This is a genomic window from Ochrobactrum sp. S1502_03, assembly GCF_044435015.1.
Taxonomy (GTDB): domain Bacteria; phylum Pseudomonadota; class Alphaproteobacteria; order Rhizobiales; family Rhizobiaceae; genus Brucella; species Brucella chromiisoli.
Genome location: NZ_JAYEXN010000018.1, coordinates 16,355 through 38,180, shown reverse-complemented (window position 1 = coordinate 38,180; position 21,826 = coordinate 16,355). Strand labels below are relative to the sequence as shown.

The window sequence follows — 21,826 nt, the reverse complement described above, 5'->3', positions numbered from 1 at the left end:
GAGACAGGGAGCAGTCTTGAATTCAACTCATAACTATAAAATTCTCGTTAAAATCGTCGCGCGACAATCTCTTTAGCTGCTTGAGATGTTTCACTGACGAAGCCAGCAAACATGTCTGCCATCATTTGATGGACGGGTTCAGGAGCGGTAGCCGGCGTCCCAGCATTATAGGGCGGTTCTGGTGCATATTCCGCCATCAGCTGCACGCCTTGCGCATAGAAATCATCACGAAGCTGCGCAACGACTGTCAGACCGAGATCCATTCCAGCCGTGACGCCTGCACCCGTTAAACGGTTGCGATCTATGACGACACGCTTATCGACTGGTACGGCTCCAAACTCTTTTAATAGCTCCCGTGCGCCCCAGTGGGACGTTGCGCGATAACCCTTGAGCAAGCCTGCAGCTCCAAGAACCAGAGAGCCTGTACAGACTGACGTTATAAATTTTGCTTTTTCTCCTCGGTCTGCGACGAAGTCCAGCGTCTTGTCGTCTTTCATCGCAGCGAGTGTTCCCGATGATCCACCGGGAATGCATATTACATCGAGATCTTGTGGACATTCATCAAACGTTGCCGTTGGCATGATTGTCAAACCATTGTCTGACACAATCGGATCACGTGTTTTGGCAACAAGATGCACCTTCGCACCCATGAGGGATGCGAAAGCGTAGTGCGGAGCGACCATATCGAGAGCGGTCATTGCTGGATAGATCAAAATTGCGATCTGATCGTTCTTTACCCAGCCATCAGGCATAGAAGACATGTCATGAGGAATTGGTTCTGGTTGCTTGTCTCTGTGGGGAGTAGCTTCTAGCTCCTGTGCAGATGCCGATGATGTTGAAACGATTGCCGAAGCTGCGGCCAGGGTTGCTGCCGCAAATTGTCGACGTGTTAAAGTCATGGTTTACTCCTCAGAGCTTAAAGCCAAGTTGGGCGTATACTGTGCGCGGTGCGCCCGGTGCAACCTGACCACCAAACCAGGTGTATGGAGTGAAGTATTTTTCACCGGTCAGGTTCTGAACGGAAAGTGAGGCACGCATTTTCTCGTTCTCGTATCCGATCTTGGCGTCGATTGTGAAATAGCCGTCAGTCTTCCAGTCATATTGAGCGTTAATGGTCTGATCAGAGGCCGCATAGATTCCTGCACCTGCGCTCCAACCGGGCATGAAGTTAGGACCAAACTCATAATTTACCCAAAGCCGACCGGAGTGTTCCGGCACCATCGGAACGCGCGTATCTGCTGCCACAGTGCTGGTCGCATCAACGAACTTCGCATTCGTATAACCATAGCTCGCGAGAATGCTCCAATTTGGGGTGTGCTGATAGAGGATATCCGCTTCAAACCCACGAGATCTTTGCTCTGACACTCCTCCAACGCCGGGAGAAATCTGGTAAGGAACATTTTCACGATCAATCTGGAAGACAGCCAAAGTGCCTGTCAGCGCGTCATTCACATTAAACTTAATTCCAGATTCAAGACTTTTGGAAAGCTCAGGTTCTGGCTGGCTGACGAAGGTTGAGAATGGTACCCATTTCATTCCCTCACTGTAATTGGCATAGACCGAAAGCCCGTCGAGTACGTCAACCATAACGCCGGCTCTTGGAAGAAACTTTGTCTTTTCGGTTTTGTAGTTGACCGGCGTGCCGCTCGACAATTCATCATAGCTGACATCCAATGAACCAAATCGGCCGCCTAACAGAACGTGCACACGGTCATAGATTGAGGATTGAAGCTGACCATAAACGCCTTTGGTGACATAGTTGACGTCAAAGTCAAAGAACGCCATTCCATCGACACCGATTACCGGCCGCGTATATCTCGGGAAGATTGGGTTCTCCAGATCGACAACACCCGGTACGAGCCCCATCGTCATGAAGCCTTTGTCGGTTGTACGTGCATAGTCGGCACCAAACAGCAGCACATTCTCAGTTGGTCCAGCACTGAACTTCGCCTGGACTGTGGGGTTAAAGCTAAATTCCCGCTGCTCGTCGAAATGCTCCATATTATTGACGTCAAATGTCGACGGTGGAATCGCTGGAAAGCCCCCGGTACCAGTCGGGTCCATCAGTGCTGCCTGTGCCAGCTGATTAATCTCAGACTTGCTCCAGCGTGCTTTTATGTTGGTAGACCAAACGTCGTTGAATTCATGGTCAAACGTTGCGGTTACACCATGCTGCTTCGCGTGGCTTGGCTCAATGTCGGGATCTCCGAAAAACAACCGATCATTAAAGCGAACATCGCCCAGGATTGTTCCGTAAACGGGTACGCCTGGATATGCCTGTTGCTTGTGATTAGACATGAATGCCTGGATTGTCAGCGAAGTCGTGTCATTGTTTGTCAGTGTCAGTGTGGGATTGAGGCTGTAGCGCTTGCTCTCCAGGACATCGATAAAGCTGTCGGCTCCGGTATATTCGCCCGTCATACGGAATAGCGCAGTACCGTCTTTGTACAATGGCTGATTAACATCAAAATACGGGCTCCAATAACCGTAACTACCCATCCTGCCTCCAATTTCATAGCTTGCCGTGTTGGAAGGCAGCTTGGAAATAACGTTAACGACGCCACCCACGGGCGCTCCTGCGCCGCCGCCATAAAGGATCGCATTAGGGCCCTTTAGAACTTCGATGCGCTCGACGTTGACCAGTCCGTCCCGATCACCGGCGCCGAATAGATTTCCCGGATATCCATCCGTCAATCGTTCCGCGCCAAAGCCGCGAATGCGCATTGGCACTTGCTCAACATTTCCTATACTGCGTGAATCTTGCGGCTGAACGCTGCTAACATTTTTGAGCGCTTCGCTCACAGAATTAGCGCTCTGGTCATCGAGTAATTTTCTGGGAATGACCTGAATGTTCTGTGGAATGCGCTCAATCGGTGTAGCTGTCTTAGTTGCAGACGCCGCGGTGAGAGCACGATAACCCTGAACGTCACCGGCGGTCGTTTCCGTTACCCCTTTGCCGCCTGTCGCCTCAATGATGATTGGTTCTAAAATTGTTTCTGCTTGCTCTTGTGCAAAAACAGGTGTGGTGAGCGCTGTTGATACAGCGAGTATAAACTTAATCCGTCGCATGGTTGTGGTTCCTCAAAGCGCTTTGTAAAACGCGCGAAATGCAGGTGGATGATCTGATTATCTGAAGGGTTCACTCTCGAAGAGATTTCTGCCGTGCCAGAGAGCTCGTGGTGGACTGGATTCAGGCCCGCGATTTACGTTTGGCCCGCGCTCGATCACGCGTCTGCGTGTAAAGCCAGTCAAGAACGAGCATCACGACCAGAGAGGCACCCACCAATGGAAAAATTATTCCACCAATGATGAGGATCAGCAGAAGACCCCTGAATACGCGTCTGTCGCTAGGCATGGGAGGCACGCCCAGAGATCCTGCAGGGCGGCGTTTCCACCACATGATGGCGGCGGAAACCGCCAGAAGAACAATTCCTGCACAGGCAACTGCCAGAACGATCTGATTAGCCAAACCAAATTGCTGTCCCATATGGGTATTAATGCCCCATTCGAGCGCTTTGCCCAAAGGACCATAATCCGCATAGCTCATATCAATAAGCACATTTCCTGAATACTGATCGAGATGAACAACGCGCTGTTGCGATAAATCATCCGGGTAGACCGATCCCGTAAAAACACCCGTCGACGTCGTAGGGATGTTAACCGCATAGCCGTGGTGAAGACCGAGTTTATCAAACTCCTCAACGGCTTTATTCAGTCCGATCGAAGTGGCACCATGATTATTCTCAGGGGATAACGGTATTTTGGCTTGCTCAAGCGACCAGCTTGTCTTTGCGATATGATCAAGGTGCTCATCTGACATCGGCACCGCAACACGAACGCCCGCTGGGTATCCAAAATTGTTGCCATTGGCCCATTCGTTGACTTTTGCACCCCAAACACCCGACCAGGGCATGCCTGTGATCGCCAGAAAAACGATGAAAAAGCCGACGAAGAGACCAGTTACAGCATGTGTGTCCCGCCAGAATACCCGCTTTGATGGCGTACCGCGTACACTGACGACGCCGCCGTTTTGCTGCCGTGGCCACCAAAGATAAATGCCGGTGCCGACCAGAAGTATTGCCCATCCGCCAGCAATTTCGATAGCCATGCGGGCATAGGAGCCAAAATATTTGAGACTATGGAAGTATCGGATGGTCCACATCACTGTTCCGCGATCTGGAAGAGAACCGAGAACGGTTCCTGTGTAAGGATCCACGTAAACTGCGATCTTTCCACTTTCAGGCGTGTTGACTGTAACTTCGGCAGAAGCGTCGGGCGTCGCTGGATCAGTGAATTTGATCGCCGTGCCCGGAACTGCCTTCAAGGCTGCCTCAACCATTGCAGATGGGGAGGCCTTTGCGACGTTTTCCTGAATTTCAACGCGTTTGAGATCGGCGTGAATGATTGCATCAAGTTCGTCGCGAAAAAGATAAAGAGCGCCTGTGATTGCAAGCGTAATCATAAATGGCAGAACAAGCAGGCCGGCGTAAAAATGCCAACGCCAAACGGCGCGGTAAAGATCAGATGATGCAGACGCAGAACGTGCAGCACCTTCTCTAGAAAGAGTTGCTTCAGACATAGTATTCTCCTGAACATCATGAGGCGCATCGCGCCAGGTGATTTAAACTTCAGGAAAAAATGGTGGTGCTCTCGCTTCGGAGTGATGGTTTTCCGATATCTCTGCAGTAATTGTTTTAAATGAATATCGGACGCCCGAGGAAATCAGCGGCTGTTGTACGATGGGAATGAAATCCGGCGTAAGCAAAACCTGCAATGTTCCAGATGCCAATCGACATAAGGAGGCGCAGGGGCAATCATCCAGTTTTTGCGGAGACTGGCCATCATCGCCTTGGGTAATAGCGTGCCCCGCTCCATCGGTAGAGCAAATCACTCCGAATATATTTTCATACTCAGTATTGGCCATTGCGCTCCGGCTGAAACCAGACAGCATGCCCTGGAGCATCAGGAACGCGCAGATAATGGCGACAAATGTTGTCGCTATCTGATTGTCCCGTAATGAATGCCTTAATGCTCGCATAAGGTTCGCTCTGCCACAGTATCGACATAATGTCACTGCGACAGAACAAACAAGTAGACGAGTTCTGCTTGCTGTTGCGATTTTCTCACGTTAGTGTTTGCTCGACAAAATCGCAGTTCAGTGGCTAATAGCTGATGCGGAGCGTTGTGGAGGAGCAATGAAACGGAGGAAGCATCATCTAAGCGCTTACGTCGCTTTTATGGCTGCCTGCGTACTTTTTCTGCAGTCTTTCTTCGCGGCTTACGCGAGTGCAGGCGTTGCTTCCCAACCAATATTGGACGCTTTTGGTAATCCCTTATGTATAACGAGCTCGTCGACAGATCCGGATGGCAAAGAGCCAGTTCATTCGAAACTGCCAAATTGTTGCACTTTTGGATGTAGCAGCGTTTCACCCCTATTACCCGCGCCAGACATTGGTCAGATAGTTGCTCTTACTGCTCGTTTTGATGACGCAGCCGTTTCCTTTCATCAAACACGGTTCTTTGGTCATCCAACCACACGCGACCCCGGTCGTCCTCGAGCACCTCCGCAAATCGATATTTAAGTTAAATCGCCAGACTTAATTATAGAACGCGCAGTTCAATTTGATCTGCGCTCAATCGGAGCAATCAATATGTCACGTTCGTTTTCAAACCCAGTCGCTCGTTTTCTTGAAGCCCACCCAGCACTTCGTTTCCGTTCTGTTGAAGAAAAAATTGGTATTGCCTCCTTGGCCTTGCTTGCATTGTTTGTTTTCACGCAGCCCTTATTTGCGCATGAGTTCAAAAAAGGGGAACTGGAGATCGTTCATCCCTGGTCGCGCGCAACCCCTGAAGGAGCCCAGGTCGCAGGCGGTTACCTCGTGATCAACAATCACGGCAAGCAAGCAGATAGACTAATCGCTGCCACAGGCGAAATCGCGGGAAAAACTGAAATACATGAAATGAAGGTCGATGATAAAGGTGTCATGACCATGCGACCTTTGCCCGATGGTCTTGAAATTCCTGCAGATGGGAAGGCAGAGCTGAAGCCTGGTTCGTATCACATCATGTTCATGAATTTGAAACACGGTCTCAAAGAGGGTGAGAAGTTCAAGGGCTCACTGACTTTCGAAAAAGCTGGCACTGTGGACGTTGAATATGCAGTCAACGCAATGGGCGGTGCCAAGAGTGACGCACATGATCACAGCAAATCGGGTCATAGTTCGGACGATCATTCTTCCCATTGAATGATTAATCAGCTGACATTCTAACATTCGCACGGCGGCATTCGGACGGACTTAAATCCGAACCGCCGTCGCAAGGCTGAAACGAAACCATCAGCGCGTTGGAATGTCCGCAACTTTCAAAGTTTTCAGAAATAACAGAATGTTGTTATTTCTTACGGGCTTAAAATCATGATCAAAAAACTACTTCCGATCTTAATTGGATTATCGATGGTAGTCATAGTGGCTGCTGCATCGATCAATCACTATATAGACAAACAAGCTGCAACAGAGCCATTTGGTGGCCCTCTCAAACTTGTCACCATGAATGGAGACGCGTTCACAGAGCAGGATTTGAGATCGACCCCAGCTGCGGTGTTTTTCGGCTTTACACATTGTCCGGAGGTTTGCCCAACAACGTTGTACGAGCTCGACGGTTTAATGAACGATTTGGGAGCTAATCGGGACAAGTTGAAGGTCTACTACATCACAGTCGACCCACGCCGTGACACAGCGGATATTATGAAAACCTATGTTAGCAATGTTTCCAAGCATATTATGGGCGTAAGCGGTACCGAAGAAAACATTGAAGACGCTATTAAGAGTTACAAAATTTACGCTGCTAAAATACCGCTTCAGGACGGTGATTACACAATGGACCACACTGCCTCCATATTTCTGTTAGAAAAGGGAGGCCGCTTTCATGATATAATAAAGTATCAGGAAGACCACGATGTCGCTCTGCAAAAAATGCGAGATTTAATCGCGTTGCCGAAAAATTCGTAGATGGACTTGGACTGAATTTACGGGCGACTTAATGAGATCAGTTATCTCATTAAGTCGAATTCCTGGTTATTTGTAATTTCGTCGGGATGCCGCAAGTCTTCACAAGCTCGCTTAAGCTGGTTCTATTATCAGTTTTCGCTGGGGTAGGGCGGGCAGGATTGCGTTCTTGAGCTCGATAGATGCTGGATGAGAAAGCATCTGTATATCGCCGTTATTTTGCTCTTCTACAAAACGGCCATCTTCCATGACGAGAATTCGGTCTGCAAAGCGCTCAACGAGCCTCAAATCGTGCGTGACGAAGAGATAAGAAACCTTCTGGCTGTCTTGCAATTTTGTGAGCAGTTTTAGCGCAGAGGCTTGCAAGTGCGTATCAAGGTTTGAAACAGCCTCGTCGAGAATGATGAGCTTAGGATTTGCCCCAAGCGCTCGAGCGATGCAGACACGTTGTAACTGACCACCGCTAATCTGCGAAGGTAGCTTATTGAGCAGGTCTTTCGGCAACTCGACCATGACAAGAAGGTCAACGATGCGCGTGAGCCTCTGCTCTCCTTTGAGTTCAGTAAGGTGCCTCAACGGCTCTTCAATGATGGACCCGACCGTCATACGTGGATCTACGGCACTGGGTGAATCCTGAAAGACCATTTGTACATCGCGGCGAAATAAGCGTGTTTGCTCGCGCGTTAGCTTTCGGGTCGACGTGCCCTGGTAAAACACCTCGCCCGTTTCAGGATGTTCTAATCCGCAAAGTTGCCTTGCAAGTGTGCTTTTACCACAGCCACTGCGGCCCAACAGGGCAATAGTCTCACCTTCTTGAATGCTCAACGATACATCATCAAGAATGAGGCGCGCAGGGCTCGATCCCATCAGAGAATGCGTCTGGTATGATTTACTGATATTTTTCGCTTGTAAGAGCATCAGACAGTCAACTCCATGCCGTATAACGATAAGTGGGCAGACACCAGCATTCGCGTGACGGGGTCTTTGGGCGAGTTAAAGATTTTCTCGACTGGCTCTTGCTCAACCAATATGCCATTTTCGATGACAGAGACCTCATCTGCTATTTTTGCAACGACGCCCATATCGTGCGTTATCAGCAGAACCCCTAAGCCTTTTTCTCGCGCCAGTTTTTCGAGAAGCTTCAGAATTTTTATCTGAACTACAAGGTCTAAGTCGGTCGTCGGTTCATCAGCAAAAAGAAACTCTGATTTGCTCAGCAAAGCGATTGCAATCATCATGCGCTGCAACATGCCGCCGCTCATTTCGAACGGATAAAGATCAAGTATCCGACCAGGATCATCAAGTTCGACGGCGAGCAAAGCCTCTTTGATCTCGGCCTTTTCATTACGACTATTGCGACCGAGTGCTGTTAGCGTTTCTGCAATATGCTGCCGCATCGTACGTACCGGATTAAAGGCACTACGCGGATTTTGCATGATGCTTGCAACGTGATTTCCGCGCAGTTCTTTCGCGCTTACCTGTTTGCCGTCAAGCAAGACTGCTCCATTAATCGTCCTTACCCCAGGCGGCAATACGTCAAGGACTGCGGAGGGCATTGCCAAGTTGTTTGAATACGGTTTTGAGCAGCTTTCGCCTGTGTTTTTCAAGCGGTCATTTCCGTCGTGTAGTCACGCCATAATGCAAATGCATCGGTACGTGCATGGCGGTAGGAGATAGCAGTGAGATTATAGCGGCGAGGACGGAAGATGGTGTTGATTTGATCGTGTGCTGACAAGAAGCGTTGGGCTTGACGAGGCGATTTGAACCGCCCCATGATTTTCTCCCGTTTTCGGCTCAGGCGGTGCGAGTTTTCAATTCTGTTGTTCAGGCCTTTATGAGCACGATGATCGGCATCTGGCGCGATTTTTTGTACTGGCTTGGTATAGCTGCGCAGCTTATCCGTCACAACGACACGTGGTTGACCGTATTGCCGGATCAGTCTGGTGAAAAAACGCTTGGCAGCCTTTGTGTTACGGCGTGTTTGAACCAGAATATCAAGAACATCGCCATCTGCGTCAATGGCCCGCCAAAGCCAATACTTCTTTCCCCCAATCGTGATGACGACCTCATCAATGTGCCATTTGTCGTTTGGCTTTGGTCGATCCCTGCGGATACAGTCCGCAAAATGACGACCAAAGCGATTAATCCAGAGGCGAATGGTTTCCCGGCTGACAATGACGCCGCGCTCGGCAAGCAGGTCTTCCACATCGGCCGTGCTCAGCGCAAACCTGTAATAGGCCCATACTGCATAAGCGACAATCTCACGCGGAAAACGAAATCCCTTCAACCGGGGAAAAGAACTCGGTAATTTCATGCCTCATCGATACCGGAAACAACTAGATCAAACAACTTGGCAATGCCGGCGATGGACATTGTAAAGATACTCTATCCGGATATCGCTCATCTGTCCGACACTGAAATAACCGTCGATGCGTGGGACCTGAAATTCGAGCTTCAGTACGGTGTCCTGCGACGCTTATGCTGGCTCGGCCTGCTTTTTGAGACAAGAGAAGGGCTCTGCTTGCTTGACGACGGAACCTTCCACAAAACACCGCTCTGGACCGCTTGCCTGCAATTGGAGTCGGATACGCAAAGCGATATCGGCATTCATTGACTCCCTCTATTCCGGCGCTGGCTGTCTCAATAAAGCTTGCTCTCGCCGGGCAATGACGGCAGGGTCGTTCATGTAAGCTGTACGCGATTTACGCTCTCGCTTCTGATAGCCATTGGCAGTGCTGCCATCAGGGATACCAAACATATGGTTGGTCTGACCGGTGCGACGCAGACCATGTTTACTACGTTGCTGTTCCCGTCCCGCCTGCATCTCAGCGACGATCGACAACATGTCATCCAGTCGCTTGTTCTCGACAACAGGCGAGCGATGAATGGAACGAAGCTTGTCGAATGTCGTATAGGGCAGGGTGTCCGTACCGTGCATGATCTCCAGACGTCCGTCGGGATAGTCGCAGACAACGACCTTCTGACGCGCAAGCCGCTTTGCAACTTCGGTCGGCTCCAGAATGAACAGCACTTTATCATAGCGTAGTGTCAGTGTTTGTGACAGCGTTCGTACTTCCTTCCGGCACAGCGCACCATCAATGTTCTCAGGCGCGGCCAGTGGTCGATGCATGTCCTTGGGATTGCGTGGCTCCTTGCCAAAACGGGCATTGAAATCTGCAATATATTCCGGCGCATATGCATTGGCTGCTTCGATCGTATCGATGCCGCGCAGCCGCAATTCCTTGACCAGACGATCCTGCAAAGTCCTGTTTGCCCGCTCAACACGGCCTTTGGCCTGTGGAGTATTGGCACAGATAATGTCGATGTTGAGCTCATAAAGTGCCCGACCAAACTGTGTCAGGCCGCTTGTTCGGTCTTGCTTCGACGGATGAAGCGAACGAAAAACGCCGTGTTTGTCGCTATAGAAAGCTAGTGGTTTGCCCCATTGCTGGAGATATGCCTTCGTCGCCTGAAAATAATCAAACGTGTTCTCTGAGCCCGCAAAGCGCAAATGCAGGAGCTTGCCAGTGGCATCGTCGATATAAACGAGGAGGGCGCATTTGGGACCCCGCTCCTCGAACCACCAATGATGCGAACCGTCGATCTGTATCAGTTCACCAAAGCAATCACGCCGGCCGCGCGGTTGATGCAGTTGCCGCTTGCGTTCGCGACGCGATGTCCACAATCCCGCTGCTGTCATCCATTGCCGCAGCGTCTCCTTGCTGACTGAAAGCTGATGGCGTTCAATCAGCTTCTCACAGGCCAGTGTCGGCCCAAAGTCCCGATAATACGTCCGTACAATATCCAGAACATTATTCCGGAAATCCTCTCCATAACGGCGATTGCTCGGGCGACCGCGCTTGCCCGAAACAAGGCCCGTTGCACCAAGCCGATCAAATGCCTGTAACATCCGATGAACCTGGCTGCGACTGAGGCCAAGCAGCGCCGCTGCCTCCACCACACGAAGCTGATTATCTCTGATTTGCTGAACGGTCTTCAGCCGGTTGAGTTCTTTCTGCGACATCGTGATCAAACAAGACATGACGGCTCCCATCCGCTGTTTGCTGCTGAAAGCCCAGTCTTCCTTTCCGCGTTCGATTTGAAAAGGGCAAGTGATGCAAAAAATGTCGCATCTCTAAATTGCCCATGTGTCGCATCTGTATATTGCCGTTATACACGCCGACGGCATAATACTAATTATGGAACCCGCAGGTCTATGTTGAGGCAACAAATCGCTTTAATTTGATTCCAGCCCTGAGAATGTACGGAGGAATTGCTAGTGAATAGTGACCACAGTTTAATCGCAAAACATTCGGATTTACGCCAGCATTATTCAGACTTTCCAACAGAGCATTTGACAATTCTGGCAGTACAACCTTGTCTCTTTTTGCCAAAACAATCTGAATATCCAATGCCGGTCGGGCGAGACTGTAGGCGTAATTTCCGAGATCGAGCGGTGCCCAAGCCCTGTGCAGATGAGACAGGTCTATCGTAGGCTCAAAGCTTTCGCGTATGGCTCGCGTTGCGCGCCCGGTCCAAACCATACCGGCAAGACTTCCGCCTGTGAGGAACAGCGACGCTTTCTCAACGTTGGTATCATGAGCGGCGACCAGTCCTGCGACCCATGAACCGAGGCTCATTCCGAGCACAGATATTTCTCGATACCCTTCGCTTTTCAGCCAGCGGATGAGCTTCTGTCCATCCCACACGGCCTGTCGTAGCGACTGAATCGTTCGGCCGAGATTGGCGCTAAGCATATAATCGGCGTATTCGGCCCCCGGACGGCTCCGCTCGAAATGATAAGGCATAGCGATCTGGACGACCGTAATGCCTCTTTTCGACAAGTAACCTGCTATCTGTCGATTGCGGGATCGTGCATTCCAATGATGAAAGAGCACCAGTGCCTTGCCCCGCGTGCCGCTATCGGTGATCTTCGACCAGACCAGGTTATTTTCTTCAACGTCTGTCGAAATATCAGATGGAAATTTGAGGAAATCCCCTGCCCGCTCAAAATCTTTATCGTTACCGAGTGGCGCTCTGAAGTACGATGGAGTGGCAGCGGCCTGCACCCCGAGCCGGCAGAATTCATCGATATTGGAAACATTCGCAGCGCCCGGAAACGCGCGTTCTGCATCAAGGCTGACGATCATTGCTTTTTTAGCGTCTTCTCCGCGTCGTGCCCGTTTCTCATCCCATTGATCAAGCCAACTATGAAACACTTTGATTACTCACCTCACTCGCGTGCCGGGACCCAAGGGCCGGATCAATTAAGCCATAAATAGCGATTAGGAGCCCGACAAACATCAAGGCCGTAAAGCCAGAAAACGTGTCGATTGACAGATAGCTTGCAAATAGAAGCATCACAACGGCGCTCATTTTCCACAATGTGACTTTAAAATGATTTCCCGCTCCAGTGCGGGTCACTCCATAAAGGAAAACAAAACAGGTAGATATTGCGATTAGCAGACTGCTGTAATGTGTGGGCATTCGATAGCTAATACGGCTTTGGGCCGTCGCTTGATCGTACAAAATAGAGGAAAGGTCGTTGATCACCCAAGCTACAATGCTCGCGCCGTTAGAGGCTAAATACGAGCTTTGTAGCTTCATCACGGTAGCGATCAATATGCCTAAAACCGTGCAGCGAAAAACCCCCTGCATAACCCAGATTGCGGTCTCGCTTCTAAAGCCCGTACCTGCGTTCGTCAGCGCTGTTGCACCTTCGCTTAACTTTCGAAGGTCGTTGATGACCGAGTAAAGCAGAATGAGGCCTGCGAAGAAGAGATAAAATGAAAAGCTCATATAAAGATAGGCAAATGCCGTAAAACCGATCGCAACAGGTATCGTGACGATTTCGGGCCGGACTATCGCGATTGTGCCCCAATCGGTTGCGTAATTTCCTCCTCCATTAATAAGGGGGACCAGACAAACGCCGATCCACTGGAACACACCGGCAAATAGCAAACAAATCAGTAATACCGCCCAAAACGAACCCGATGAGGCGTCAATAATATGTCGCCATGCGCGGTCGCTGTCCTCGGGCGCGCCATCGAAAAACCGACGACGTTCTTCGTGCTTCCACGAATGCACCAGTTCGGAAACGAAGGCCAGGAAGACCGGAAGAAACACCATGAACACGAGGGTCCAGTTCGCCGCCCAAAGGAATCCGACCTGCTTGATCACGCCATCCGATCGAGTGAATGTTACGTTGTGAATGCCAATGATGTACGAAAGGAACCCGAGAGCCGACATTCCAGCAAAAACCGAGGCAGACAGATTCAGTGGAGACCCTTCGCCGAAAAGCTTCTCTGACCATCTAGTCAGATTCCGTCGCTTACCATCGTTATCGTTTGCTGAGTCCGATGTTGCAATTCGGGGTTCAACTTGGGCTGGCTCCCATGGTTCGGCTGTTTCAGTCTTCTTCTGCTCACGTCTTTTAGCGACAAGCCGAGAGTGTGCAGCGCTGAGTTCCATACTCCATTCGCTTGTAGCAACCGTATCACCACAACTTAAAACTCTTGCCAGCAACCCGATGTTAGTCGTGCTTATGCCTTTTTCATTCTCCTGAAACCAGAGCTGAACCGTTCGAAGATCGACGCCAATCCGCTTAGGATCTACATGCGTTATGGCCTCCGCCAGAAGCTCTGGCGTCCATGGACCTGCCGTATGACCATCGGATCCTAGCGGGCGACCAGCACCGGCGGCGACAATGAGCTTGAACAATTCTTTGAAGTTGCTCCCATCCTTCGGTGGCGGGAGAAAAAACTTTCCGTTCTTTGTCAATAGCTTAGCGGCTCAGATTTCGTTTCGTTTCGCAGTGTTTCTTATCCTATCGTGTGGGATGCCTTAATCAACATTTTTATCACTTTGATTTTGGGATGACTGTTTCGTCAGAAAATTGGTGTATGGAGGCGAGAAACTGTGCATCGGACAGTAAGAAGCATTGATCTACTAATGATCGTGTATCGTGCTGCTATCAACTAGGCATCAGTTTCGAGGATTGCACTTACGAGCATCACCCATCTTCTGAAAATGAATTTCGGAGGTCATTATGGATGCTATTGCAAATGCATTGGATTGGCGGGATGAAACCAATGTCGTTGACCTAGGCGACAATGGCCCGACAAAACGACTGCTGGATATGTCATCGCTAGCGGAAGATCCGCGCCGGATCGTAGATTATGAGCCGCAAGATGTGGATGACGCCATCGGAAAACTGGTCTATCTCGCCGCTTCTCTTATCTCCGGGCGGATTACGCTCGCACAGGGCGAAATGGCGTCAGTTTTGAAAAGCGTCGATAAGAAAATATGATTGCTTTGGAAGCCCGCTAGCGGGCTTCTTCTATTTACGGTCTGTCGCAATCCATTCGCCGGATGATTGATCCTTGGCAAATCCAACCGTTCTCGCGATAGTTTGCGCCGACGGGGTTTCTTTGACATTGGTTACGCATTCGACCGTGCCGGTCGCACCGTCGACTGGCCAACAATTCGCCAACGTGACAGAGAGGTTTTCGAGTTCACTTCTGTCCCACAAGAGCGGATTTTTTTCTTCCATTTTCTTCACGGCAAGCAGTGCTTCAGCTTGAGTTGGCACATTGAGTTTGGCGCTCGCCGCTGGCTCATCGGGAACGGGACAAAGTGTAGGGTCGGCCTTGATCGCTGCAATGATATCGGCTTTTGCAATGGCTGTTGGGTTGCTCGAAGCGTTGGAGACTACGAACCAAGTACCGCCCGCGCCGACAGCGATGCCGGCGCTTGCTGCCAGTGCGAGAAGTGCGTTCTGATTCATTAGAGCTCCTTAAAGTTTCAAATTGAACCAATAGCGCCCCTTCAAACCTTGATAATCGGGAATGTCGAAAAAGTAAGGGTCTTTTCGCATTGGACGAGCAATGGAGACGACCTTTCGACAACTATTTCCGCGATCCGAGTTGCCAATGTCTCGATATTGAACATCCTTGTACTGTTGAAGCTCTTTGTTCTGTTCCCTGATCTTGTTGGTGCAGGTGTTGATTGTCTTTTCGCAGCGGTTGGACAGCATTGCGCCGCGATCGCTCATATTGCTGGCTTCCTTGAATCCAGATGGGCAATCCTCGTAAGGCTGATATCCGGGTTCGCCAGACTTAGCTTCATGGCAAATGGGCCATGAGAAACCCGGTTTTGCCATGGCCTTGATCAACTTTGTCATTGGCGGGACGCAATAAGGGACACCATGCCACGAAGGGATTGATGATGCTGCGCAAAAAAGGACCTGGCAGCCCCAAGATGGCGTCCCTCCCGTGTCCTGCGCTATTGCAGCGGATGGCATCACGGCGATAGTGCCAAGGCCAGCGAGTGCAAACAGAAACTGCTTCATTTCAGGTCATCCTCATACTGTAGCGGTTGAATTGTGCCGAGTGGGCAATATGGCTTGATCGTGTAAGGGCGACCCTGTGACGAGATATCCGGCCGCATAACTGCACAGGGCGATAAGTGTGAATGCGCAGAACCAGTAGATTCCAACGCGATAGACCAGGAGCTGATTTGGAATGTCGCGGCATACCGCGGGATCAGCAAAAACGCCGATCAAGAATGCGTCGAACGACATTTGCCGCTGCTCGTGGAAAAAGAGCGACGTCGTCAGTAACAGCGCCGCGATTGTGCCGTGGACCCACCAGATTTTGGACGAAGGGATGATAAGCAAAAACGATAATAGGATGGCCAGCAACAGACAGGCCATGGGATCGCGCGCGAAATTGAGCGCAATATGAGCGATTTCCGACAACTATCGGTCTGTCCTTTTTGGCTTTCTGCGCGCATCGGCGAAAGGGGGGGAAATCTCGCTTTTGCGCTCGGCGAGCAAATTGAAATCCGCAATTGGTTGACGATCGAGCGTCCTATCGACGGCCTTTCGCCGCCATTCGTTCATGTCCAGAACATAAGTCGCCCACATGCCATATCGCGCCGACATAGCGGCACGCTGATAGCCCATATATTGAGGATGAGTGAGGTAGGGCGAATCCACCCGTGCCCAACCGACGCGGAGCATTTCATGAGCCAGATCATGTCCCCGTGACGTGCACCTGGCTCTCGGCATGGCTTCATCATCATAACCGACGACGGCACATGTGACGGCGGAAGATCCGATCGTTCTTTTGAGCCAGGCTTTTGCAAAGGGGCCACATGGTACAGGCGGCGGTGCCTTCGTGACCTCCCTGTTCGTCCATTTCGGATCAAGTGCCCATTGAGGCAATTCGCACGCGTCAATATCCGCGAGCCGAACTCGTTGGGCATAAGTGGGAAACCAAAGAGTTCGACCATCAATAACCGCGACACGACCTTTGAAGATTGGAAGCGGTACCGGCTGGCTAGGTTGAACCGGTAAGTTGGCAGCGGGCGCGCGTTTAATAGCATCAGCTGCGAATGCTGGTGTCGATGCGAGGGCAAATGATATTGCTATAATCAGATATTTCATTGTTGGGCATTCCTCGTCCGTTCGTTTGCCGATTTGCTCAACAGGATGGCAGGATGCTGAACGTCTTCGAATTGCCAGAGGCCTGCCCGCTTCTCACGAGCTTCCTGTTCGGCCACTGCGTATGCTGGATAATAGGGAAGACCGCCCGCCTTCAGCGCGGCAAAGGCATAACCGCTCGTTATCAACACCGTCGCTAGATCGAGACGATTTCCGCCAATTGTGGCGTAGCAAATGACATAAGAAGTATCGGCAGTTTGCGCTACGGGAGCGCACACCGGTGTGGTGTCTTTGATATAAGCGGCGAATACGGCAAGCGACGCCGCACCGCAGTCCTTCTTATACCCAGTCCTGTCGGTGAAAGTAGTTCCCCGAAGGCATGACTGAACACCGTAGAGACGATAGCGCTGACCTTCTGCCACCCATGTATCGCCAGATTCTAATGTAACGCCCGGTTGGAGGTCGAAATATCCCTCTGGCGCAGCAATTGCCGTTGGCGAGAATAGGGCCAGACCTAGCGTTATAAGCGCGTGCCTCATTGGCCTTTCACCCGCGGATCGGCCCACATTCCATAAGAGCCGTCTTCTCCGATCTTCTGCGCCTTCTCCAGATTCGGACGCTCTAGCCTCCCATCTTTCGTTTTTGCGATGCGGAGCGCGCCGAGAGAAAGCATCTGCTCCTCAAGCATATCAACCGTGTCTAGGCTTCCGGGATAATTGTAATATCCGTAGCACGTGACGTTTTGTTTGGGCGCGCGCTCTTCACTTACAAATGCCCGACAAAAAAGAACCTTCGGCGACTGCAACATGATCTGCAGCTGCTGCGTGGCGTAGTCAGCGCAAGAACCAGCAAAATCATCCTTGCGGTTGACCATGTCGCCTTTGCAGGCTTCTAGCCCGTACAGATTAAGTACGGTCTTGTCATCAACACGGAATTCCGTTGGCGAAGTCGCCTTGTAGCCGGAAGCTGATGCAAATCCCTTTCGAGCTGTGACCTTCCCGTCCCCGTCATAATATTCAATGACAAGCACGGTCTTACCCGGCGACGCCAACGACTTGATGTAATCCTTGTTGATGGCTGGCGCTGCGATTGCGGCTGTTGCCAGCATACAACTGCTCATTGCGATTGCGATGGTTCTCTTCAATTTCTAACCCTCACCATATTGATAATTCTCTTACCCTATTAATAAGGGCTTTATGATTTTCAAAAAAGAATGTATCACTTAGCCAAATCGGTATTATACTCTTGCGAACTTAATCTGTTTTCGCTGCGACCTCAACAGCGTTTTTGAGGCCTGCGACAGGCGCTAAGGGACTAGAATGGAAAAATTATCAATCAAAGCGCTATTGCTAAGCGCCACACTGTTCGCCCCAATTGGGATTACCGCCGCTTGCGCAGATGAAACAGTTAATATTGCGCCTTTTTCCCATAATAGCGACAGCAATTCCACGACCCAGAACCTATCCGGTTCGCATTCGGGTGTGACAGTATTTAACCGCCGCTGGCCAAGCGAAAACAAAGAATTTGTCGTGGGTACTGATGGCGTCGTTGCCGCTGAGGATAAAAGTGAAAGCGATACTAGAGTAGATAACCATATTGGTAATACAATGAGCGCCTCTATATCCACGGGCTCATTAGCTGATATTACCAATACGGCTAACTTGGTTCTGAATGAATCTGCCCGTTTAGGTGATTTACGTTCCACTAAGCAGGCCGCTGCATCTCCCGAATGCGGCCCATCCCCGCTAACACCAGAGGAAATCAAAACTCTGGTCGCACAGGCTGCTCGTCGACATCAAGTTGATGCTCTGTTTGCTACCGCCATTACTTGGGCAGAAAGCCAATTCGACCGTTCTCGCAATTCAGACAAAGGCGCACGCGGGCCTATGCAGCTCATGCCGGGAACCGCTGAGCGCTTCGGCGTCCGCGACGTCTGCGATCCGGCGTCAAATATTGAAGGCGGCGTGAAGTATCTCCGGGTGCTTTTGGACGAGTTCCAAAACCCCCTGCTTGTTGCGGCTGCTTATAACGCAGGCGAAGGCCGCATCTATGAGTACGGCGGCGTTCCACCGTTCAAGGAAACCGTCGGATACGTCGCTAAGGTCGTCAATTACCAGCTTGGAGTAACTATGCCAGCACTGAGAAAGAAGCTCGTTGGTGGTGGTCGGAAATCCTCGCCGGTGGTAGCGAGTAAAACTCAATCCGGGGTCATCGAAGTCAAGAAATCCGGCACCTTCGTTGGTGGCGTGATGCATTTTTAAGGAGAGAAGGATGATCAATGCACAGAATAAGGTTTGGCATATCAGCGCTTCAAAGCTGGCAATTTTCCTTGGATTGCTCGCTGCCGCGCAAATTGTCAGTGCGGATTTGGCATTAGCACAGTCAGGTGGCGTTAGTGGTGCCTTCGCGCCGGTTCAGACAGTATTTCAAGCTATCGTCGATTTCATCAGCGGCCCTATTGGCCGTTTGTTTGCAATCATCGCCGTGATGGCGCTCGGTTTCCTCGCATTTGCTGGCCGCCTTTCCTGGTTTCTCGCTGGCGGTGTAATCCTCGGCATTGGGTTGGTCTTCGGCGCTCCTTCGATAGTCGACGAATTAATCAGCACGGTCGGAAACTAGCGATGGCTGAATACGAGGATGTAAAGCCGCAACTGACCCCGTTGGTAATCGGGCTGACCCGATCTCCAACCATGTGGGGCGTTCCGTATATGGCAGTCGTCGGTGTTATCGGCATTACAATCATAGCATGGCTGGTCAGCAAGTCGTTCTGGACGCTGCTTCTGGCTCCGATCAGCTATGTGGTTCTGTTCTCCCTTTGCGCCTGGGACAACAAAATCCTCGAAGTTCTCGAAGTCACGGCGCGAAAAACGTCCCGCACACGCAACAAGTCCTTTTGGGGAACTAACTCGTACGGACCATAGCGAATGTTGAAAATCGTCAGAGAAGAACTTGGATTTGGCAAGGTCGCTCATAACGACCGGCCTATGGCTTCGCATATCCCATATCTGCGGCATCTGTCCGATACTGTGATTGGCTTGGAAAACGGCGCTCTAATGTCGGTCATCAAACTCGACGGCCTCTTTTTCCAAACGGAAGATCAAGCCGAACTCAATATGCGCTCGAATGTTCAGAATACGATCATTCGAGCGCTTGGATCGAGCCGTTTTTCTGTCTGGTCGACTGTAATTCGCCGACAGGTCGATTCCGAAATTGGTGGCGCTTTCGATGACCCGTTTTGCGATCAACTAAACAGCCGGTATATGAGCCAGTTGCGCCATAAGCGCATGTTCGCCAACGAAATCTACTTCTCCATAGTGCGAACCAATATGCGTGGTGCCCTTGGCCTCAGCGACATAGTAGGTCGTGCATTCACACGTTTTGGAGGCGCTGACGTCCGAGATCAGCAAACGCGTGAAGCGGTAACCGAACTCGAAGAGCTCGTTTCAAATATGACGCGGGAGCTGCAAAAATATGGCGCGCGCGAGCTCGGCATAACCTATCGCGATGGGGAGCCATATTCTGAATCGTGCGAATTCATCAACACAATCCTGACCTGCGGCGTACCGCGCAAAATGCGCCTGCCGCGGATGGGGATTCGAAATTACGTCGGAACATCACGCCTGCATTTCGGCAAGCGAGCAATGCAAACGCAAGCTGCCATCGATGAAGACAATCGCTATGGCGCGATGCTCTCCATCAAAGAGTATCCGCCATACACCGGTCCGGGAATGCTTGATGGACTACTGCAGGTGAACCATGAATTCATCCTCACGCAGAGCTTCACAATTTCCGACAAACCGATAGCGCAGGAGCGTATCACCCGACTTCAGCGCCAGATTGCCGCCTCCGATGAATCCGGAAGTGCAGTCGAGAACGATATCGACTTTGCTCTAAATAGTCTCATGAACCAGGAGGCTGTTTTTGGCATCCACCATTTCTCGTTGCTTTGTCTATCGCGCGACCTTGATGGTTTGAGCAAGTCAGTTTCTGAACTCGGTAGTTGCCTGACCGATATGAACATCAATTGGCTTCGCGAGGATATGAACCTCGAAGCTTCCTACTGGGCGCAATTGCCCGGCAATCATAGCTATCGTGCGCGAAAGGCCATGCTGTCATCGGCAAATTTCTCAGGCCTGTCATCGATGCATAATTTCGCGACCGGGCAATCGGACAATCTTCATTGGGGCTTGCCTATCACCATACTAGAAACCACCTCGCAAACTCCGTACTGGTTCAATTTTCACCGTCGCGATATCGGCCATTTTTTGGTCACCGGGCCGACTGGATCCGGCAAGACCGTTGCTCTGACATTCCTTCTGGCACAGGCAATGCGCGTCAGCCCAACGCCGAAAGCTGTCTTTTTTGACAAAGATAGAGGTGCCGAGATTTTCGTGCGTGCGATGGGAGGAGTTTACGAAGTCCTCTCACCGGGAACGCCTACTGGTTTCAACCCGCTTCAGCTGGAAAATACCGCCTCTAATCGTGACTTTCTGCTCCGCCTTTTGAAATCGATGTTGCGATCAAGCGATCACCGCGAATTCAGCCAGGAGGACGCAGATACGCTGGAACGGGCGATTGCCCGTATCATGAAAGAGCCGGCAGCTCAGCGCAATTTACCAAACCTTTCGGGCCTCCTGGTAGGCAGATCGCGGGCAGATGCGAATGACCTCGCATCAAGACTGCGTCCTTGGATCGACGGCGAAAAAGCATGGCTGTTCAATGCACAACATGATGTGCTTTCATTCTCCGGACATAGTGTCTTCGGTTTCGATATGACCAACATCCTCGGCAACGAGGATATTCGAACCCCTGCATTGATGTACCTTTATCACCGTCTGGATGAGCTTCTAAACGGCGATCCCGTCATGTTTTTCATGGACGAAGGCTGGCAACTGCTCACCGAAGAAACATTCAGTCATTTCATCATCGATAAGATGAAAACCATTCGTAAGCTTAACGGCATTGTTGGCTTTGGAACACAATCAGCCGCCGATATTGCCAAAGCCAAAGCGTCTCACACCCTTATCGAGCAATCGGCCACGAATATCCATTTCCCGAACCCGCGTGCTGACGAAGAGAGCTACATCAAACGCTTTGGATTGAGCGTTAAAGAATTCAATTTCATCAAAAACACCCCGCCTGAAAAGCGCACGTTTCTCGTCAAGCACGGGAATGACTCGGTCATTGCCCGTCTCGATCTCTCGAAAATGCCTGATCTCGTCAAAGTGCTGTCGGGTCGAAAAGAAACCGTCGAAGAATGTGCTGCGCTGCGGGAACGATATGGCGATGAGCCTGAAAACTGGTTGGCTGAATTCTGCGGATGGGAGAGGAATGATGCATAAGAAGTCTGCATTATGCATATTTTTGGCGTCAGCAA

Annotated in this window: 23 protein-coding genes and 2 pseudogenes; 9 read left to right on the top strand and 16 right to left on the bottom strand. The window is 50.8% G+C overall.

The window, feature by feature from the left end:
* Positions 1–47 precede the first annotated feature (47 nt).
* The 4 genes from VBH83_RS12775 to VBH83_RS12760 all read right to left on the bottom strand — a co-directional run bounded on the left by VBH83_RS12775 (position 48) and on the right by VBH83_RS12760 (position 5,038).
* Positions 48–899, bottom strand: coding sequence for a DJ-1/PfpI family protein (locus tag VBH83_RS12775; RefSeq protein ID WP_396998045.1), 852 nt, complete (start codon positions 897–899; stop codon positions 48–50).
* A gap of 10 nt (positions 900–909) precedes the next feature.
* A complete protein-coding gene (locus VBH83_RS12770) occupies positions 910–3,069 on the bottom strand; it encodes a TonB-dependent siderophore receptor (RefSeq protein WP_396998043.1) in 2,160 nt (719 codons plus the stop codon).
* 121 nt (positions 3,070–3,190) lie between these two features.
* Complete coding sequence (locus VBH83_RS12765; protein WP_396998041.1) at positions 3,191–4,579, bottom strand: PepSY-associated TM helix domain-containing protein; 1,389 nt, start codon at positions 4,577–4,579, stop codon at positions 3,191–3,193.
* A 42-nt stretch (positions 4,580–4,621) separates the two neighbouring features.
* Positions 4,622–5,038, bottom strand: a complete 417-nt coding sequence (locus VBH83_RS12760) for a DUF2946 family protein (protein WP_396998039.1) — start codon at positions 5,036–5,038, stop codon at positions 4,622–4,624.
* Between the two features lie 157 nt (positions 5,039–5,195).
* Here VBH83_RS12760 and VBH83_RS12755 point away from each other — a divergent pair, with 157 nt between their 5' ends.
* The 3 genes from VBH83_RS12755 (at position 5,196) to VBH83_RS12745 (ending at position 7,007) form a co-directional block, all read left to right on the top strand.
* Positions 5,196–5,582: a DUF2946 family protein gene (locus tag VBH83_RS12755; protein WP_396998037.1), complete on the top strand. Its 387-nt coding sequence runs from the start codon at positions 5,196–5,198 to the stop codon at positions 5,580–5,582.
* Between the two features lie 69 nt (positions 5,583–5,651).
* Positions 5,652–6,245, top strand: coding sequence for a copper chaperone PCu(A)C (locus tag VBH83_RS12750; protein WP_396998035.1), 594 nt, complete (start codon positions 5,652–5,654; stop codon positions 6,243–6,245).
* A gap of 171 nt (positions 6,246–6,416) precedes the next feature.
* Complete coding sequence (locus VBH83_RS12745; protein ID WP_396998091.1) at positions 6,417–7,007, top strand: SCO family protein; 591 nt, start codon at positions 6,417–6,419, stop codon at positions 7,005–7,007.
* A 111-nt stretch (positions 7,008–7,118) separates the two neighbouring features.
* On the opposite strand, the gene nikE is transcribed toward VBH83_RS12745, so the two are convergent.
* The 3 genes and pseudogenes from nikE to VBH83_RS12730 all read right to left on the bottom strand — a co-directional run bounded on the left by nikE (position 7,119) and on the right by VBH83_RS12730 (position 9,318).
* The gene (gene nikE, locus VBH83_RS12740; RefSeq protein WP_396998089.1) at positions 7,119–7,925 is read right to left on the bottom strand and encodes a nickel import ATP-binding protein NikE; all 807 of its coding nucleotides are present in this window, start codon (positions 7,923–7,925) and stop codon (positions 7,119–7,121) included.
* Positions 7,922–8,554: pseudogene (locus VBH83_RS12735) on the bottom strand (ATP-binding cassette domain-containing protein); the annotation flags it as partial. The gene nikE and the pseudogene VBH83_RS12735, both read right to left, overlap by 4 nt.
* Positions 8,555–8,607: 53 nt before the next feature.
* The gene (locus tag VBH83_RS12730) at positions 8,608–9,318 is read right to left on the bottom strand and encodes an IS6 family transposase (RefSeq protein ID WP_109989827.1); all 711 of its coding nucleotides are present in this window, start codon (positions 9,316–9,318) and stop codon (positions 8,608–8,610) included.
* A 51-nt stretch (positions 9,319–9,369) separates the two neighbouring features.
* Between VBH83_RS12730 and VBH83_RS12725 the strand changes: the two are divergent.
* A pseudogene (locus VBH83_RS12725) lies at positions 9,370–9,618 on the top strand (hypothetical protein); the annotation flags it as partial.
* A 6-nt stretch (positions 9,619–9,624) separates the two neighbouring features.
* Here the strand turns inward: VBH83_RS12725 and VBH83_RS12720 are convergent.
* The 3 genes from VBH83_RS12720 to VBH83_RS12710 all read right to left on the bottom strand — a co-directional run bounded on the left by VBH83_RS12720 (position 9,625) and on the right by VBH83_RS12710 (position 13,784).
* Positions 9,625–11,046 carry an ISNCY family transposase gene (locus tag VBH83_RS12720; RefSeq protein WP_396998033.1) on the bottom strand — a complete coding sequence of 474 codons (1,422 nt, stop codon included), beginning with the start codon at positions 11,044–11,046 and terminating at the stop codon, positions 9,625–9,627.
* Between the two features lie 172 nt (positions 11,047–11,218).
* Positions 11,219–12,223 carry an alpha/beta fold hydrolase gene (locus VBH83_RS12715; protein WP_396998031.1) on the bottom strand — a complete coding sequence of 335 codons (1,005 nt, stop codon included), beginning with the start codon at positions 12,221–12,223 and terminating at the stop codon, positions 11,219–11,221.
* On the bottom strand, positions 12,213–13,784 hold the full coding sequence (locus VBH83_RS12710) for an RcgA family putative transporter (RefSeq protein ID WP_396998029.1): 1,572 nt from the start codon (positions 13,782–13,784) through the stop codon (positions 12,213–12,215). The genes VBH83_RS12715 and VBH83_RS12710 overlap by 11 nt, the downstream gene beginning before the upstream one ends.
* 268 nt (positions 13,785–14,052) lie before the next feature.
* On the opposite strand from VBH83_RS12710, the gene VBH83_RS12705 reads away from it, so the two are divergent.
* Complete coding sequence (locus VBH83_RS12705; RefSeq protein ID WP_396998027.1) at positions 14,053–14,313, top strand: hypothetical protein; 261 nt, start codon at positions 14,053–14,055, stop codon at positions 14,311–14,313.
* A gap of 30 nt (positions 14,314–14,343) precedes the next feature.
* Here the strand turns inward: VBH83_RS12705 and VBH83_RS12700 are convergent, their stop codons facing one another.
* The 6 genes from VBH83_RS12700 to VBH83_RS12675 are packed head-to-tail and all read right to left on the bottom strand — an operon-like array spanning position 14,344 to position 17,593.
* A complete protein-coding gene (locus VBH83_RS12700; protein ID WP_396998025.1) occupies positions 14,344–14,790 on the bottom strand; it encodes a hypothetical protein in 447 nt (148 codons plus the stop codon).
* Between the two features lie 9 nt (positions 14,791–14,799).
* Positions 14,800–15,354, bottom strand: a complete 555-nt coding sequence (locus VBH83_RS12695) for a hypothetical protein (protein WP_396998023.1) — start codon at positions 15,352–15,354, stop codon at positions 14,800–14,802.
* A gap of 12 nt (positions 15,355–15,366) precedes the next feature.
* A complete protein-coding gene (locus VBH83_RS12690; RefSeq protein WP_396998021.1) occupies positions 15,367–15,762 on the bottom strand; it encodes a hypothetical protein in 396 nt (131 codons plus the stop codon).
* Complete coding sequence (locus VBH83_RS12685; RefSeq protein ID WP_396998019.1) at positions 15,763–16,452, bottom strand: thermonuclease family protein; 690 nt, start codon at positions 16,450–16,452, stop codon at positions 15,763–15,765. It abuts the gene before it with no gap.
* Entirely contained in the window at positions 16,449–16,988 is a 540-nt protein-coding gene (locus tag VBH83_RS12680; RefSeq protein ID WP_396998017.1) for a thermonuclease family protein, read from the bottom strand. The genes VBH83_RS12685 and VBH83_RS12680 overlap by 4 nt, the downstream gene beginning before the upstream one ends.
* Positions 16,985–17,593, bottom strand: a complete 609-nt coding sequence (locus tag VBH83_RS12675; protein WP_396998015.1) for a hypothetical protein — start codon at positions 17,591–17,593, stop codon at positions 16,985–16,987. Before VBH83_RS12675 ends, VBH83_RS12680 begins: the two co-directional genes overlap by 4 nt.
* A 175-nt stretch (positions 17,594–17,768) precedes the next feature.
* On the opposite strand from VBH83_RS12675, the gene VBH83_RS12670 reads away from it, so the two are divergent.
* From VBH83_RS12670 to VBH83_RS12655, 4 genes are read left to right on the top strand one after another with little or no spacing between them, the layout of a single operon-like run.
* Positions 17,769–18,710, top strand: coding sequence for a lytic transglycosylase domain-containing protein (locus VBH83_RS12670; protein ID WP_396998013.1), 942 nt, complete (start codon positions 17,769–17,771; stop codon positions 18,708–18,710).
* 10 nt (positions 18,711–18,720) lie between these two features.
* Positions 18,721–19,068, top strand: a complete 348-nt coding sequence (locus VBH83_RS12665; protein WP_265986556.1) for a TrbC/VirB2 family protein — start codon at positions 18,721–18,723, stop codon at positions 19,066–19,068.
* A gap of 2 nt (positions 19,069–19,070) precedes the next feature.
* Positions 19,071–19,370 carry a type IV secretion system protein VirB3 gene (locus VBH83_RS12660; protein WP_396998011.1) on the top strand — a complete coding sequence of 100 codons (300 nt, stop codon included), beginning with the start codon at positions 19,071–19,073 and terminating at the stop codon, positions 19,368–19,370.
* 3 nt (positions 19,371–19,373) lie between these two features.
* On the top strand, positions 19,374–21,791 hold the full coding sequence (locus VBH83_RS12655; RefSeq protein WP_396998009.1) for a VirB4 family type IV secretion/conjugal transfer ATPase: 2,418 nt from the start codon (positions 19,374–19,376) through the stop codon (positions 21,789–21,791).
* The last annotated feature ends 35 nt before the right edge of the window (positions 21,792–21,826 follow it).

What these genes read in the sequence shown, in the direction of transcription:
- VBH83_RS12755 (WP_396998037.1), top strand. Translation starts at nt 5,196, where the DNA reads ATGAAACGGAGGAAGCATCATCTAAGCGCTTACGTCGCTTTTATGGCT.
- VBH83_RS12685 (WP_396998019.1), bottom strand. Translation starts at nt 16,452, where the DNA reads ATGAAATATCTGATTATAGCAATATCATTTGCCCTCGCATCGACACCA.
- VBH83_RS12765 (WP_396998041.1), bottom strand. Translation starts at nt 4,579, where the DNA reads ATGTCTGAAGCAACTCTTTCTAGAGAAGGTGCTGCACGTTCTGCGTCT.
- VBH83_RS12760 (WP_396998039.1), bottom strand. Translation starts at nt 5,038, where the DNA reads ATGCGAGCATTAAGGCATTCATTACGGGACAATCAGATAGCGACAACA.
- VBH83_RS12680 (WP_396998017.1), bottom strand. Translation starts at nt 16,988, where the DNA reads ATGAGGCACGCGCTTATAACGCTAGGTCTGGCCCTATTCTCGCCAACG.
- VBH83_RS12705 (WP_396998027.1), top strand. Translation starts at nt 14,053, where the DNA reads ATGGATGCTATTGCAAATGCATTGGATTGGCGGGATGAAACCAATGTC.
- VBH83_RS12695 (WP_396998023.1), bottom strand. Translation starts at nt 15,354, where the DNA reads ATGAAGCAGTTTCTGTTTGCACTCGCTGGCCTTGGCACTATCGCCGTG.
- VBH83_RS12770 (WP_396998043.1), bottom strand. Translation starts at nt 3,069, where the DNA reads ATGCGACGGATTAAGTTTATACTCGCTGTATCAACAGCGCTCACCACA.
- VBH83_RS12700 (WP_396998025.1), bottom strand. Translation starts at nt 14,790, where the DNA reads ATGAATCAGAACGCACTTCTCGCACTGGCAGCAAGCGCCGGCATCGCT.
- VBH83_RS12730 (WP_109989827.1), bottom strand. Translation starts at nt 9,318, where the DNA reads ATGAAATTACCGAGTTCTTTTCCCCGGTTGAAGGGATTTCGTTTTCCG.
- VBH83_RS12665 (WP_265986556.1), top strand. Translation starts at nt 18,721, where the DNA reads ATGATCAATGCACAGAATAAGGTTTGGCATATCAGCGCTTCAAAGCTG.
- VBH83_RS12670 (WP_396998013.1), top strand. Translation starts at nt 17,769, where the DNA reads ATGGAAAAATTATCAATCAAAGCGCTATTGCTAAGCGCCACACTGTTC.
- VBH83_RS12775 (WP_396998045.1), bottom strand. Translation starts at nt 899, where the DNA reads ATGACTTTAACACGTCGACAATTTGCGGCAGCAACCCTGGCCGCAGCT.
- VBH83_RS12660 (WP_396998011.1), top strand. Translation starts at nt 19,071, where the DNA reads ATGGCTGAATACGAGGATGTAAAGCCGCAACTGACCCCGTTGGTAATC.
- VBH83_RS12750 (WP_396998035.1), top strand. Translation starts at nt 5,652, where the DNA reads ATGTCACGTTCGTTTTCAAACCCAGTCGCTCGTTTTCTTGAAGCCCAC.
- VBH83_RS12655 (WP_396998009.1), top strand. Translation starts at nt 19,374, where the DNA reads ATGTTGAAAATCGTCAGAGAAGAACTTGGATTTGGCAAGGTCGCTCAT.
- VBH83_RS12720 (WP_396998033.1), bottom strand. Translation starts at nt 11,046, where the DNA reads ATGTCTTGTTTGATCACGATGTCGCAGAAAGAACTCAACCGGCTGAAG.